This window comes from Sphingomonas sp. PAMC 26617 (assembly GCF_000242835.1).
Classification (GTDB): Bacteria; Pseudomonadota; Alphaproteobacteria; order Sphingomonadales; family Sphingomonadaceae; genus Sphingomonas.
This window is the reverse complement of record NZ_JH594425.1, coordinates 73,944-88,321: the sequence shown is the minus strand read 5'-3', so window position 1 is coordinate 88,321 and position 14,378 is coordinate 73,944. Positions and strand designations below refer to the sequence as shown.

At 64.7% G+C, this 14,378-nt stretch carries 11 protein-coding genes; 5 read left to right on the top strand and 6 right to left on the bottom strand.

Annotated features, from left to right (window positions below; all coding sequences use genetic code 11):
- The first annotated feature begins 457 nt into the window (after nt 1-457).
- Nucleotides 458-3,658 (top strand): beta strand repeat-containing protein, encoded by a 3,201-nt coding sequence (locus tag RH91_RS00365; protein WP_232283353.1) that lies wholly within the window; start codon nt 458-460, stop codon nt 3,656-3,658.
- 49 nt (nt 3,659-3,707) lie between these two features.
- Here RH91_RS00365 and RH91_RS00360 read toward each other — a convergent pair whose 3' ends face one another.
- Complete coding sequence (locus RH91_RS00360; protein WP_010160469.1) at nt 3,708-4,505, bottom strand: WecB/TagA/CpsF family glycosyltransferase; 798 nt, start codon at nt 4,503-4,505, stop codon at nt 3,708-3,710.
- A gap of 104 nt (nt 4,506-4,609) precedes the next feature.
- On the opposite strand from RH91_RS00360, the gene RH91_RS00355 reads away from it, so the two are divergent.
- The 3 genes from RH91_RS00355 to RH91_RS00345 are packed head-to-tail and all read left to right on the top strand — an operon-like array spanning nt 4,610 to nt 7,220.
- On the top strand, nt 4,610-5,650 hold the full coding sequence (locus RH91_RS00355) for a glycosyltransferase (protein ID WP_029623481.1): 1,041 nt from the start codon (nt 4,610-4,612) through the stop codon (nt 5,648-5,650).
- Nucleotides 5,647-6,174, top strand: coding sequence for a serine O-acetyltransferase (locus tag RH91_RS00350; protein ID WP_010160467.1), 528 nt, complete (start codon nt 5,647-5,649; stop codon nt 6,172-6,174). Before RH91_RS00355 ends, RH91_RS00350 begins: the two co-directional genes overlap by 4 nt.
- The gene (locus RH91_RS00345; RefSeq protein ID WP_010160466.1) at nt 6,171-7,220 is read left to right on the top strand and encodes a glycosyltransferase; all 1,050 of its coding nucleotides are present in this window, start codon (nt 6,171-6,173) and stop codon (nt 7,218-7,220) included. The genes RH91_RS00350 and RH91_RS00345 overlap by 4 nt, the downstream gene beginning before the upstream one ends.
- Before the next feature lie 18 nt (nt 7,221-7,238).
- On the opposite strand, the gene RH91_RS00340 is transcribed toward RH91_RS00345, so the two are convergent.
- The 5 genes from RH91_RS00340 to RH91_RS00320 are packed head-to-tail and all read right to left on the bottom strand — an operon-like array spanning nt 7,239 to nt 12,572.
- Nucleotides 7,239-8,420, bottom strand: coding sequence for a glycosyltransferase family 2 protein (locus RH91_RS00340; RefSeq protein WP_010160465.1), 1,182 nt, complete (start codon nt 8,418-8,420; stop codon nt 7,239-7,241).
- Between the two features lie 38 nt (nt 8,421-8,458).
- Entirely contained in the window at nt 8,459-9,256 is a 798-nt protein-coding gene (locus RH91_RS00335) for a CpsD/CapB family tyrosine-protein kinase (RefSeq protein ID WP_010160463.1), read from the bottom strand.
- Between the two features lie 24 nt (nt 9,257-9,280).
- A complete protein-coding gene (locus RH91_RS00330) occupies nt 9,281-10,714 on the bottom strand; it encodes a Wzz/FepE/Etk N-terminal domain-containing protein (protein ID WP_010160462.1) in 1,434 nt (477 codons plus the stop codon).
- Between the two features lie 5 nt (nt 10,715-10,719).
- On the bottom strand, nt 10,720-12,018 hold the full coding sequence (locus RH91_RS00325) for a hypothetical protein (RefSeq protein WP_010160461.1): 1,299 nt from the start codon (nt 12,016-12,018) through the stop codon (nt 10,720-10,722).
- Nucleotides 12,015-12,572, bottom strand: a complete 558-nt coding sequence (locus RH91_RS00320) for a polysaccharide biosynthesis/export family protein (RefSeq protein WP_010160460.1) — start codon at nt 12,570-12,572, stop codon at nt 12,015-12,017. The genes RH91_RS00325 and RH91_RS00320 overlap by 4 nt, the downstream gene beginning before the upstream one ends.
- Before the next feature lie 284 nt (nt 12,573-12,856).
- Here RH91_RS00320 and RH91_RS00315 point away from each other — a divergent pair, with 284 nt between their 5' ends.
- A complete protein-coding gene (locus tag RH91_RS00315; protein ID WP_010160459.1) occupies nt 12,857-14,338 on the top strand; it encodes a tetratricopeptide repeat protein in 1,482 nt (493 codons plus the stop codon).
- Nucleotides 14,339-14,378 lie beyond the last annotated feature (40 nt).

Here is a 14,378-nt window from a genome sequence, read left to right as displayed (position 1 = left end):
CCTGAGCTATTATGGGAACCAGTTTCCGTTTCTGGATCGGTTCAAGACGTCGTCGACGTGGGTGGCGCGTGATAGTAAATATGCTTCCGTGAATGGTCCGACACTGGATGCCAATGGCTACCCGACGGCGCTGGCGGCAGGTGCGATGAATCAGTACACGATGCTCGAGCTCGACCCATCCGCGCTTCCTACGTCTGACATCTATGTCATGCGATATACCGGAGATGCCAGCTTCACTTTCCTGTATTCCAAGATATTGAGTCAAAAGCCTGGAGAGATCGTCTTCCAGTACTCGGGTACCGGGCAGGAGCAATTGACCAATTGGTGGGTTGATCCGGCAAACCCGATTACGAAAATCAATATCGTCCGGCAGGATCAGCTCGCCCTTTTCGATTCGGGGGAAATTTTTAACCCGGCCTTCGTTGAGAAAGTGGCGCCATTTTCCACCTTGCGGTACATGGACTGGTCGAACACCAACAACTCGAATGTCGTCAACTGGTCCGACCGTGTAACGCCAACGAGCGCGTCGTACAGCGCGAACGGCAATACGAGCAGCGCCCCGATCGAGGTGCTGGTCGCGCTGGCGAACAAGACACGTACCGATATGTGGATCAACATCCCGACCCAGGCCAATGACGATTATGTGGCCAAGACATTATCTTATGTGCATGATCACCTAGACGCAGGGCTTAAAGTCCAGATCGAATATTCGAATGAGGTCTGGAACTGGCAGTTCTCCCAATCCCATTATGCCTTGAGCATGGGTGACCAACTGTTCGGCAAGGATGTCAATGGCGATGGCGTCATTGATTCCAGCAACCCCGCCGAGCATGTCAGCGACGGCTGGGTGCAATTCTACGGCTATCGTTCCGCGCAGATCGCAGCGATTGCGAAGTCGGTCTTCGGCGATGATGAAACGCGCGCCCGAACCGTCCTATCGACGCAGACCGGCTATCGCGGACTGGAGTCGTCGATCATCAAGGGGGTCCAGCGCGTCGGGGACGTGTCGACGCTGTTCGATGACTATGCGATCACCAACTATTTCAATCTCGGCAACGTGAGTGAAGATACGGTGCTAGGCTGGGCGCGGGCCGGGAGTGACGGGCTCGCGGCAGGTTTCGCCGCAATCATGAACGACATCAGTTCGTTGAAATCGACGGTCAACTATCAGGCGGGGGTGGCCGCGAAATGGGGGCTGGATCTGGTTTCGTACGAGGCTGGTGTCCACACCACATCCTATCAATATTCCGCCGCAGCGCAGCCCGAGATTCAGGCCTTCCTCGAAAAGCTGAGTAAGGATCCGCGGATGGCGACGGCCTATCAACAGGCGGTGGCGGACTTTTCCGCCGCCGGCGGCAAGTTGCTCAACGCGTTCAACAATGTCGGTTACGATTCGAAGTGGGGCGAATGGGGAGCGCTGACGAGCACCTACGACACCGGCAGCGTGAAGTACGACGCGCTGGTCGCCCTTGCAAAGGCCGGCAAGGTCGCAGCGGCACCGACCGACACGGTGTTCTCGACCGACCGGATGGATGTCGCGACGACGCTTGGCCAGTATGTACTCGACGCAACCACGCGGAACCTCGCCTTCGCAGGCACGGGCGCGTTCGTCGGTACCGGCAATGCGCTCGATAACGTCATCGTCGGCGGCGCCTCGAGGAACACGCTCAGCGGTGGAGCCGGGCAGGACCGGCTCGTCGGTGGCGCGGATGCGGATTATCTCGATGGGGGAACCGGGGCGGACACGATGCTCGGCGGTGCTGGCAACGACGTCTATATCGTCGACGATGCAGGCGATGTCGTCACCGAATTGGCGGGCGATGGAACGGACGAGGTCCGCACGACGCTGGCCAGCTATACCCTCGGCGACAATGTCGAGAACCTGACGTACAGTGGCGCAGCGGCGTTTACCGGCACCGGCAACGCGCTCGACAACGTCATCACCGGCGGGAAGTACGGCAACGTACTTTCGGGCGGGGCAGGAAATGACACGCTCGTCGGCGGCAACGGCGACGATACGCTGGACGGCGGGACGGGTGCCGATCGCATGACCGGCGGCGCGGGGAACGATACCTATGTCGTCGACGACGCGGGCGATGTCGTCACCGAACTGGCCGACGGCGGGACCGATCTCGTCCGCACGACGCTCGCGAGTTTTACCCTCGGCGACAATCTCGAGAACCTGACCTACACCGGCTCGGCCGCCTTCACGGGCACGGGCAACGCGCTCGACAATGTCATCACGGGCGGCGCAGGCGGCAATACCCTGTCGGGCGGTGCCGGTAACGACACGTTGGTCGGTGGTGCCGGCAACGATCTGCTCGACGGCGGCACGGGTGCCGACAAGATGGCGGGCGGCGCGGGCAACGATACCTATGTCGTCGACAATGCCGGCGACGTCGTGACCGAGCTCAGCGGTGGCGGCACCGACGAGGTCCGGACCGCGCTGACCAGCTACACGCTGTCCGACAACGTCGAGAATCTGACCTACACCGGAGCAGCCGCCTTCGTCGGCACCGGCAATGCCTCGGACAACGTCATCACCGGTGGCGACGGGAGCGACACGCTGTCGGGCGGCGCGGGCAACGACACGCTGACCGGGGGCGCGGGCAACGACACGTTGCTTGGCGGGGATGGCAACGATTATCTCAACGGCGGGGTCGGGGCCGACAAGATGACCGGTGGTGCAGGCAACGACACCTACGTCGTCGACAATTACGCGGATCAGGTGACCGAGCTCGCCAATGGCGGGACCGACCAGGTCGACACCACGCTTACGCTCTACATGCTGTCGAACAACGTCGAGAATCTGCGCTATCTGGGATCGAGCAATTTCATCGGCATGGGCACGAGCAGCGCCAATGTCATGACGGGCGGTTCCGGCAACGACTATCTGTGGGCCGGGGACGGAAGCGATACGTTGTACGGCAATGCCGGGAACGACATCCTCGATGGCGGCCTTGGTGCGGACGCCATGTACGGCGGCGCGGGCGACGACACCTATCTCGTCGACAACGTCAACGACAAGGTGATCGAACTGCCCGGCGAGGGGACCAACGACATCGTCCGGTCGACCGTCACCTACACGCTGTCCGACAATGTCGAGTCGCTGTGGCTGGATGGCACCGCGGCGATCAACGGAACCGGGAATTCGGCGGCGAACACGATCACCGGCAATTCCGCCAACAACATTCTGACCGGCGGCGGCGGCAATGATATCCTGCGCGGTGGCGCGGGCGACGACACGCTCTATGGCGGTACCGGCGACGACCAGCTGTTCGGCGATGCCGGCAACGACGTGCTGTACGGCGGCGGTGGGCGCGATGTCATGGACGGCGGCGCGGGGGCTGACACCTATCGCTTCCTTCCTGGAAACCTCGGCGCAACCGCTGCGACCTCGGCGAGCGTAGTGCTCGGTGCGGACCAGGCCGACAAGATCGACCTCAGCGCGATCGACGCCAATTCGGCAACGACGCTGCGCGATGCCTTCAGCTTCGTCGGCACCGCCGACTTCACCAAGCGCGCGGGCGAACTGCGGGTTCAGGGCAGTGGCAGCAACTGGACCGTATTGGCCGATACCAATGGCGACGGCATTGCGGACATCGTGCTGACCGTCCAATCGTCCAACGGGATCCGCGCGACCGACTTCGTGTTCTGATCGGGCATGCACTGCCGGGGGCCAAGCGTCTCCGGCAGTGCAGCCTGGCTCAACCAGCCGAGCGGCCTCGATCGCGCTTCCACCGCATCGCGATCCGGAAGATCCTCGGTCCCTCGACCAGATAACGCCGCCCGAGCCGGCGCGGGCTTCCGGCCAGTCTCCAGAACCATTCCATGCCGGCCCGCTGGACGATCCGCGGCGCGCGGACCTGCGCGCCGACGATGAAGTCGACCGCGGCACCGATGCAGAAGGCGGTTCCCCGGACCGTTCCCGCAGCCGCCATCTCCGCCGCCAGGATCTCCTGTTGCGGTGCGCCGACGGCAAGCAGCGTGAAACGCGCATCGGCGGAAGCGGCGGCGGCGATCGCTTCGGCACGCGCGGCAACGTTGCGGCGCAACCCCATCGGTGGAACATGATGCACGAGCGTAATGCGGGGATAGCGCGCTCTTAATTCGTTTGCGAGCGTATCGCTTCCGCCGATCAGGCACAGCCGGTCGCCATCCTGCAGCACCGATCCGAACAACGCGACGATCAGGTCGCTCCCCGGCACCACGCTGAGCAAGACACCATGAAAGCGCGCGAGCCGCGCCAGCACGCGACTGTCGTTGAGACACAACAACGCACCCTGATAGACCGGGCGCAGATCCGGATGCGTGTCGATCTGGACCATGTGATCGACGTTGGGCGTGACGATATAGCCGAACGAATCATCTGCCCGTCGGCCCTGCAGGAAGGCGACGACGGCCGCTGCGTCGGGCGTATCGAAATCGAGCCCGAGAAAATTCGTCCTCGGAAACGACGAGCGTTTTCGGTCGGGCGCCTGTCGCGTCGGAGTCACCGCAATCATTCCCTTTTGCTGCTCTGCGATGCGCGTGACAGCTTGCACGCCGCGACGTCAAGCGGTTGACAACCATGCGTCGGGTAAGGCTAGCGGACGGTATGGATCGAATCGTGACGCCCCAGACGGAATCGCGCGCGGCGCTGGTCGGCGTCGTGATGATCGGTCGCAACGAAGGCGAGCGATTGCGGCGATGCATCGCGTCGACCAGCACCGTCGCGGCGCGGGTCTATGTCGATTCGGGGTCGACCGACGACAGCGTGGCCTGGGCTAGGTCGCAAGGGGTCGTGGTCGTGGAACTCGCAGTCCCGCCCAAATTTACCGCGGCGCGCGCGCGCAACGCGGGTCTCGAGCGTCTGCTGCAGGATTATCCGCAGCTCGAGCGCGTCCAGATGGTCGACGGCGATTGCGAACTGGCGAGCGGTTGGCTCGATGCCGCCAGTGCGGCGCTGCAAGCCGATCCGACGCTCGCGCTCGTCTTCGGTCGTCGGCGCGAACGGTTTCCCGAGCGGTCGATCTATAACGCCTTTTGCGATGACGAATGGAACAGCCCGGTCGGTGAGGCGATGGCCGCCGGCGGGGACGTGATGGTCCGGGTCGATGCACTCAATGCGGTTGGGGGTTATGATTCTCTAATGATCGCTGGCGAGGATCCCGATATGGCGGTCCGGCTGCGCAAGGCGGGATGGCGCCTGTTCCGGATCGACCATGCGATGACGATTCACGACGCGGCGATCCTGCGGTTCGGGCAGTGGTGGCGCCGGACCGAGCGGGCGGGTCACGCCTTTGGCGAGCTTGCCGACCGGCACCCCGGGCTGCGCGCGCCCGATTACCGGCGGCAGTGTCGCAGCATCGCTTTGTGGGGCGGCATTCTTCCCGCAGCCGTGGTGGTATTGCTCATCGCGGCGATGGCGTTTGGCGCGATCTGGTCGGTTCCCGCAATCGCGCTGGCGTTGCTGTGGCCGGTGCAGATGCTGCGGATCGCGAAACGGCGTCGCGCGACGCTGCCGCCGCGACAGGCGATGTTGACGGGCATATTCCTGGTCATCGGGAAGGTCGCGGAAACCATCGGTCTGGCCCGGTATAAACTGGGGCAGCTGACCGGTCGCCGGTCCGATCTGATCGAATATCATCGCGGCCCCGCGCGCGGATGACGGCGCTGCCCCTATGGACGCAGATCCGCGAGGATTGGGTGGCGCATGGGCGCGACTGGACTCGCCCCGGGTTCCGCGCGGTCGCGGTGCATCGGTTCGGCGTGTGGCGCATGGCGGTTCGCCCGAAGCCGCTGCGCATCCCGTTCAGCCTGATGTATCGCCTGCTGTTCCGGCGGTGCCGCAACCATTATGGGATCGAACTTCCGTATTCGGTCCAACTTGGTCGCCGCGTCGTGATCGAGCATCAGGGCGGGATCGTGATCCACGGCAACAGCGTGATCGGCGATGACTGTGTGATCCGTCAGAATTGTACCCTCGGGATCCGTCGCATCGATGCGCCTGCCGACGCGCCGATTCTAGGCGCGCGCGTCGACGTGGGGGCGGGGGCGGTGATTCTCGGGCGGGTGGAGATCGGTGCCGGGGCCGCGATCGGTGCAAATGCGGTCGTGCTCGACGATGTCGCGCCGGGGGCAATTGCGGTCGGCATCCCCGCAAAAAGCAGAATACCAAAGGACAGTCGATGACCGGTGCCGCCGACCCCGCCAAGGTTGCGGTGATCATCGTCAATTACCGGACCCCGGCGCTTGCCCTGTCGGCCGCGCGTGCGCTGATTCCCGAGCGCGCGGACAATTCGGGTTTGCGCGTCATCATCGTCGATGGCGGATCGGGCGACACGTCGGCGGACGTATTGCACGCCGGGGTGGCGGATCCCGCGCTCGCGGATTGGGTCGAGGTCCTCGCGCTGCCGATCAACGGCGGTTTCGGCTGGGCGAACAATCAGGCGATCCAGCGGCTGCTCCAGTCGAGCAACGCACCCGACTATATCCACGTGCTCAACCCCGATACCGAGGTCGAGCCCGGCGCTGTCACCGCCTTGCGCCGGGTGCTCGACCAATATCCGCGCTGCGCGGCGGTTGGCAGCCTGTTGCTCAACGAGGATGGCAGCCTTTCCGGTTCCGCCTTCGCCGAGATGTCGCCGCTGCGCGAACTCGTGCGGGGCGCGCGGCTCGACATGATGCGCCGGATGCTCGGGATCAAGCCGATGCTCGTCACCGAAGCGAGCGAGGCGGCGTGGGTGACCGGCGCAAGCGTCATGTTCCGCGCGGCCGCGCTCAAGCAGGCAGGCTTGTTCGACACCGGCTTCTTCCTCTATTTCGAAGAGGTCGAGTTGATGTGGCGGCTCGCCAACGCGGGCTGGAGCATGCGCCACGAACCCGCGAGCCGGGTCCGGCATATCGGCGGGGCATCGACCGGGATCAACTACGACCGCAAGGTCAAGCGCGCGCTTCCGCCGCTGCCACGCTACTGGTTCGAGGCGCGCCGACGGATGTACGCGCGGACCCGCGGGCGCACCGGGGCGATTCTGGCGGGGGGCTTGTGGATGGCAGGCCACGGCCTGTTTGTCGCGCGCCGTGCCGTCGGGCTCGGGGGCAAGCACCTTCCAATCGCGAATGAGGCGCGCGATCTGTTGCGCCACGGGATCCTTCCGACGGTGCAGGATCTGCAACCGCATGTCGCGCGGTGGGACGATCCAATCGACCAGCCGCCTGCCTGGATGGCGTCCCGGTAGCCGCTTTGAGGGACGTCGTCAGGGGTCGATCCGCTCCGTGCGGGTCCACGTGACCTTCTGGCGGCCAGTAAGCAACCGGGCATACATGGCAAGCTTCCAGACCAAATAGCGCGGGAGCCGTGCCGCGGCGGCGGGGTGCAGATGCATCCGACCCTCGCCGGTCCAGGCCAGCGTCACGACGAGCCCGAGCAACCCAAGCAGAACCACCGCGACCACCAGCGGAAGCGGAGAGGCCCCGAGCAGCGCGGCAACCGCCAGCACTCCCGTCACCGCAATGTTGGCGGCGAGCAGCATCGACAGGGGCGGCACGCACAGGTGCACCCCCATCCAGAACCGCCGCCAATTGCCCCGCGCGATCCCCGAGCGCAGCAGCCCGAAGCCGTGCCGCCGTGCCATCGCAAGGAAGCCGCCTTCCCAGCGCGCGCGCTGGGTGCTCGACCCGGAATCGCTGCTGCAGTCCGACCGGACCGTCGCCCCGTCGAAATAGCGCGCGGGCTGGCCGAGTTCGATCAGCCCGATCCCGATCGCGAGATCCTCGACGACGTTGCCGGTCGCAAGATCGAGCGCGCGGTAGGCGGACCACGGGAACGCCATTCCCGATCCGGTCAGGATCGCAGCGCCGCCGAGCCGCGCGATCCCGCGCTGGCGGATCCGGTTCTTGACGAAGAAGGCGAAGTTCGAAATCTGCACTACGGGCGGTGCGTCCGGGGCAGGGCGGAACAGATACGCCGATTGCGCCGCCTGTCCGGTCGCGATGACCGAGTCGGTCAGCCGCGCGAGTCCGGCCGGGTCGATCTCGCAATCGGCATCCACCACCACCACGACATCCGGCGGAGAAGTGGCGATGTGGTCGCGCCCGAACGCCAGCGCATACCCCTTGCCGCGTCGGACCGGATCGGATCGTTCGACCACCTCCAGCCCGAGTGCGCGCGCAGCGCCCGCAGTACCATCGGTGCAATTGTCCGCGACGAGGACGACCCGCGTCGACGGCCCGACCAGCCGAACGAGGCCAGCACCCGATGCCGCCAGCGTCAGTTCCTCGTCATGCGCCGGAACGAGCACGACGACACGCTTGTCGCGGGAGGGCGGCGACGGGGCGCGACCGGGGAACAGCCCGAGCCCGGTCTCGAGCAGGAACGCTGCATCGACCAGCGCGATCGGGGCAAGCGCGAGGCCCGCGACCACATCGAACGGTCCCATCTCAATTCCCTGTCAGATCGCCGGTCCGGCCCGGGCGATCAGGAGTAATAGGCGTCGTAATAACGCTGCGTGCCGTAGCCGAACCCGTAATCGTCCCCGCCAATACCGCCCTTGTAGCGGTTGAGCACGGTGCCCATGCACGGGGCTGGGCGGAGGATCTCAAGCGTGTCCTTGACCTGGCGTGCGGTCGTCTTGCCCTCTTCGACGATCATCAGATAGGCGTCGATCTCGCGCAGGACGATCGATGCATCGTCATTGGCGAATGCGGGGGGCAGGTCGCAGATGCAGATCACGTCATCCGGCAGATTACGCATCGCCTGCACCAGCGTCCGCAACCGCTCGCCAGCAAGCAATTCGGCCGAGCTGTGATCGGTCGGGAAGGACGGGAAGACGGTCAGCCCGGTGCCGGTGATCTCCCGCGACGCCGCGTCGAGCGAATCGACTTCGCCCGCGAGGAAGGTGTTGATCCCCACGCCTTCGGGAATGTCGAAAATGTCCGCGATCGACCCGCGACGCAGGTCGAGATCGAACAGCAACGTGTGCGTCCCGGGGATGCGCGACAGCGACGCCGCGAGGTTGGCCGCCATGAACGACTTGCCGACGCGCGGCGTGGCCGAGGTGATGCCGATCACCTTCCACTTGTTCGCCTGCATGATCTTGACGACCTGCGAGCGGAGCAGGTTGAAGGGCCGCGAGCGGCGATCGCGGCTGTTGAAGCCGAAGATCCCCCGACGCGGCGAATCGTACCGGTCGAGCGGTTCGGCGATGCTGTCAGGCGACAGCACCAGCTTGGGCGCAGGAGCGTCGCCGGCGGAGGAGTTCCAGGAACTGGGCATGGCTTACCTTAGATCGTCAGGAGGTCAGGCGCTGATTTCGGGAGTCTTGGCGGCGCCCGAACGGCGTCGCGCCTTCTTCTTCGAAATCACCGGGATGACGGCGAGCGGCGGGGCACCGGTCAACTGCGTGAGCGTTCCCACGCTGCGGATCGGCCGTGCGATCAGCTCGAGCAGCAGCGCGAGACCAAGCCCGACCGCAAGGCCACCCAGGACTCCGCCCAGAATCAGCATCGGCCGGTTGGGCTGGGTGGGGGTATCGGGCGTGACCGGCGGATCGATCAGCGTCAGCCGCTCGCCGCGTTGCTCGTCGGAGATCTTCACGACCGACCGCGCGTTGAGCAGGCTGCTCTGGATCCGGGCGAGGTTGGCCCGCAGCACGTCCGCACGCGACTGCAACTGGGCGACCTGTTGTGCGACTAGCGGCCCGCGGGCCTGCGCCGCCGCCATCGTCGTCGCGCGGCTGGTTTCCATCGACTTGGCGTTGCGCAACCGGCCGATCGCCGCGTTGTTGGCAGCGACCTGACGTTGCACGACCGAGGAAACGCTGTTGGTCTGGAACGCAGAGGCAGTCGACTTCGCCGCCGCAAGCCGGCTTTCGGCGAGCTTCACGTCGGGATGGTCATCGGAATATTGGGCCCGTGCCGCGGCAAGCTGCGCTTCGGCGGCAATGACGTTGGGGTCGCGACCGACCGCTGGCCGACCGGTCTGCGCCTGCAGCTCGGCGTTCTGCCGCTCAAGGCCGGCAATCTGGCCGTCATAATCGCCACCGCCCGTCATCACCGTCATGCCCGCAGTGCCCGCCGCGAGCGCGGCGCCGTTCTGGCCGGTGATGCGGTTGATCTGCGTCTCGATCGCGTTGACCTGGGTCTGCAGGTTGGACTCCTGGTCCTCCAGGAAGCGGGCGTTGGTCTGCGCCTGCGCCTGGGTTTCGGAGGCGTCCAGCTTCAGGAGGCGATCGACGAACGTCTGCGCGACGAGCTGCGCCTGCGGCGCGGTCGGATAGTCGAAGGTCAGCGCGAAAGCGATCGACCCCGAATTGCCGCCGCGCGAAATATTTGCGTCGACCGCCGAAAGGTTGGTCGCGTTGCGCATCCGATCGACGAGCTTCGACAGTGGCTCGCGGCGGGCGGAGGCGTCATACAGGTTGTTCGCCTGGATCAGGCCAACCAGGTCCGGACGGCTGAGGATCTGCTGTCGGATCTTCGCCATGCGCCGATCGATGACGGTATCGCCCGGGCCGGACGCCGCCCCGTCGGTCGGCAGGTTCTGGGATTCGACCAGCAAGGTCGCGCTCGAGCGATAGGAACGCGGCAGAAGCAATGCCGCAGCCACCCCGGCGATGCTCAGGAGGATGAACGGCACGATGATCAACCAGCGCCGTTCCCACAGGATCACGGGAAGGCTGCCGATGAAGTTCGAAGAGGTATCCGGTTCCTGGTCATGCGCCAGGGTCGTCATATCATTCATCGATAATCCCCGAGGCGCAATGCAAGGCCGACCTGTCCGCCAAAATCGCTCGGCCGGTTCAGGTTTCCGCCGAAGATCTGACGGTAGTTTGCCGAGGCAATGAACCGTAACCGCTGGCGCAGCTGACGATCGTAATTGACCATTGCCCGGCCATATTCGTTCCCGATGCCAAGCGTATTGATCGGACCATTGAGACCGGGCGGTGTTGTATTCCTGCTATAGTCTGCCGTTGCGCCGATATTGCTTCGTTCCGTCAGGCGATAGGTGTAATTGCCGCCGACCGTTGTCGAGATCTGCGTCCCGAGGATCCCGGTCGGCTGAACGGAGCGATTGGCGTTCAGGCAATAGGCCGAACGGACACCGCGCCGACACAACGCCAGGCTCCCTGAAAGCGCCGGGTCGGACTTGCCGGTCTGGCGTTCGATGAAGGACACGCCGATCGCGCCGTTGACCGTCCAATAGGCATTGACCCGCGCCGTGGTGGTCGCCTGAACCGAATAGACGGTCGTGTCGCCGTTCGTCGTGTCGTAATTGTACTTAGACGCAGACCCCTGCAGACCCGCCTGGATATTCGCGGTGAATTGTCGGCTGTACCCGACCGTGCCGCCGAACCCCGTGTAATTGTCGCGATTGCCCAGCAGCCCGCCGACATTGGTCGTGTTGGCGCCGTTCGAATAGCGCGAGTTGATGATGAACGCGCTTGCGTTCACGATGTCGCGTGCCGACAAAACAGCCGAAATGGCACCGCCGCCGTTGATCGTGCGCCGGCGTGCGCCGGTTCCGAAGAGACCGATGTCGGTGCCGTTGTAGATCGGCGAAGTGTCGACCGGGTTGGTGACGATGGCGCCCGTACCCGCGCCGGTCCCCGGAGCGACGGGTGCGGTCGGATCGATCGGGGTCACGACCGCGAACTGGTTTGACGGTGCGTTCGTCGACCCGATCAGCGAGCTTTGGAACGCCGCGCTCAGGCTGGCATTGATATGCTCGGACGGGGTGAAGGCGTAGACTGCGCCCGCCGAGTAATTGTCCGAGCGGTTGTATTTGTTGACATACTGCTGGACGTTCGCGTCTGCGCTGATCGTCAGGCTACTGCGCTCCCGCAGCAGCCGAAGCTGCGGCCGGATATCGACCGAGACGAACGCCGCACCCGTGTTCGATCCGTTGATCGAGAACGGATTGTTCGAATAGCCGAGCGTGCTCGACACGTCCGTGCTCAGCCGCGTTTCGGTCGTCTGCGCGAACGCAGGCATCGCCACGGTCGCGGCGCACAAGGCGAGGTACGCGCGCGCCCTCACGGTACGATCACCGTGTCGCCGCTTTCCAGCTGCGGCAGACCGGCGAGGTCCCGCGCGTTCGGGTTCCCCTTCAGGATATCGGTCAGGCGAACCTTGATGACATTCAGGCCCGAGCCCGATTTGCGCAGGATCGTGACATTGCCGACGTCGGCGAAATCGGCCGGGCCGCCCGCCATGACGATTGCGTCGAGCACGTTGATGTAGCGACCAGCCGTCAACGCCCCGGGCGTCTTGACCTTGCCCGCGACGCTGAACTGGAGCCCCATCGGGGTGCGAACCGACACCGTCACCTGCGGCACTGCCTCGCGATACTGCGAGCGAAGACCCTTCGTTATTGCGGCTTCGATATCGGCGGGCAATTTGTTGTTCGCATCGACCTGACCGACGAGCGGGAAGGCGAAGGTACCGTCCGGAAGAACCTTGACGGCGCGCTGCAGGCGCTCCTCGCCCCACACGTAAACCTCGAGCTCATCGCCTGGGTTGATCCGGTACGGACGCAACTGGGCCGGCGCACTGGACGCACCTTGCGCCATGACGGGGACCGAGAGCGCCATAAGTCCGAACGCTACACAACACCGCACGGATTGTACCGAAAACATCATAGAATTTTCCCTGCTGACCGGTTTTCCGGTCCCTAGCGCAACTGTCCTAGCCGACGCTAGGTTAAAGCACCGGTAACGCCGGCCGGATTAAGCGTTGCTGACGCTATACCGCTTTTGGCTTTGCGGGATGAAGCCGTTGACAAGGCGCGTCACGGCCCGGCACGGTTGCCTCCTTTGATCCCGTCCGTCTCAGCCGGTCCGTCTCATCCCTTCGTGGTATTGGATTGCGTCGTTTCATGAAATGCTTGTCGCTACGGTTCGCAACGGTCTGGGCTGCGCCACTTCTGTTGATGGGCGGGGTGGCGGGATGCGCCTCTAAGGACGATCGCGCCGCCGCAGCCGCCGCCCTTGCGGAGACGGCCCTCCAGCAAGGCGACCTGCAGGGCGCCCGCCAGAACATCCAGAAGGCGATCGACGCGCGCGACGACGTCAGCGATTACTGGCTGACCCTGGCCCGGATCCAGCTGGCCGCGAAGAATTTCGGTGGCGCGTTCGATGCTTACGAAAACGTCTACCAGCTCGACCGCGGCAATATCGAGGCCCTTCGGCAATTGTGCCAGCTCGGCCTCAACGTCCGGCAGGCCGACAAGGTCGATCGCTACGCCGATCAGTTGCTCGTCATCAATCCGGGTGACCCGATGCCGATTACGATGAAGGGCGGTGCCGCGCTGCAGCGTGGCGATTCCAAGACGGCCCTGGCCTTCGCGGACAAGGTTCTGGCCGGCAATCCGCGGGACGTCAGCGCTTTGATCCTCAAGGGCCAGACGCTGGCGTATCGAGGCGAAAACCCGGCCGCGGCGAAGTTGATCGAGGAGTCGCTCGACCAGCAAAGCGACCCGACCTCGCGACTGGTGTTCCTGCGCGACCTGTATCTGAAGTCGGGTGACAGCGCCGGCTATCAGCGCACGCTTGCACGGCTGGCGGAACGCAACGCTGGCGATACGCGGATGCAGCTCGATTATGCCGACTGGTTGTATCAGACCGACCGCGCCGATCAGGCGTTCGGGATCGTCCGGCAGGTGCTGGATAAAAATCCGAAAAATATAGCGCTCGCCTCGACGATTCTGGAAATGTGGCTCGATGAAGGGCGGGATGCGGTCACCCGCGATCAGATCATGCGCGGCAGTACCGGGGCTTCGCTCGAAACCAAGGCGCTGTTCGCGCAATTCGCCAATGAGACCGGGCAGCCCGATCTTGCGCTCCAGGTGCTGGGCAGCGACGAACCCGGCGCCTCGCCGGACCCCGCCAATTCCAACGCCAAGGCGGCCTACGCGTTTGCGCTCGGGTTGAAGGGACGCATGCTCGATGCCTTGTCGCGCACCGAATTGATCCTCGACGTCGATTCCGCACAGCCGAGAGCCTTGCTGACGCGCGCGCGGCTGCGTGCGGCAACCCGCAATTTCGAGGGGGCGCTGTCGGACGGGCGACAGCTCGTCACCGATGACCCCGCCAACATCACGGCGCGGTTGGCGTTGACCGATATCCTGGTGGCACAGAATCAGCCCGAACTTGCCGAGAGCAACATGCGCGAAGCGCTGCGGATCGTTCCCGATTCACCGCGGGCGGCGACTCGTCTCGCGCAGATGCTGATCGCCAAGGGGCAGAAGGACGAGGCTGCTACGGTCCTTCGCGATATGGCGAAGGCCGCCAAGATCAGCCCGCGCGCGCAGGCGGTGCTGGCCACCTTCCACCTTTGCGACAATACCGTAACCGACTGATCCGGCCGGACGAATCCGCCCGGATCAGCGGTTCTTCGCC

What these genes read in the sequence shown, in the direction of transcription:
- RH91_RS00350 (WP_010160467.1), top strand. Translation starts at nt 5,647, where the DNA reads ATGACGGCGCTGCCCCTATGGACGCAGATCCGCGAGGATTGGGTGGCG.
- RH91_RS00360 (WP_010160469.1), bottom strand. Translation starts at nt 4,505, where the DNA reads ATGATTGCGGTGACTCCGACGCGACAGGCGCCCGACCGAAAACGCTCG.
- RH91_RS00320 (WP_010160460.1), bottom strand. Translation starts at nt 12,572, where the DNA reads ATGGCGCTCTCGGTCCCCGTCATGGCGCAAGGTGCGTCCAGTGCGCCG.
- RH91_RS00345 (WP_010160466.1), top strand. Translation starts at nt 6,171, where the DNA reads ATGACCGGTGCCGCCGACCCCGCCAAGGTTGCGGTGATCATCGTCAAT.
- RH91_RS00365 (WP_232283353.1), top strand. Translation starts at nt 458, where the DNA reads ATGGACTGGTCGAACACCAACAACTCGAATGTCGTCAACTGGTCCGAC.
- RH91_RS00340 (WP_010160465.1), bottom strand. Translation starts at nt 8,420, where the DNA reads ATGGGACCGTTCGATGTGGTCGCGGGCCTCGCGCTTGCCCCGATCGCG.
- RH91_RS00315 (WP_010160459.1), top strand. Translation starts at nt 12,857, where the DNA reads ATGAAATGCTTGTCGCTACGGTTCGCAACGGTCTGGGCTGCGCCACTT.
- RH91_RS00330 (WP_010160462.1), bottom strand. Translation starts at nt 10,714, where the DNA reads ATGACGACCCTGGCGCATGACCAGGAACCGGATACCTCTTCGAACTTC.
- RH91_RS00335 (WP_010160463.1), bottom strand. Translation starts at nt 9,256, where the DNA reads ATGCCCAGTTCCTGGAACTCCTCCGCCGGCGACGCTCCTGCGCCCAAG.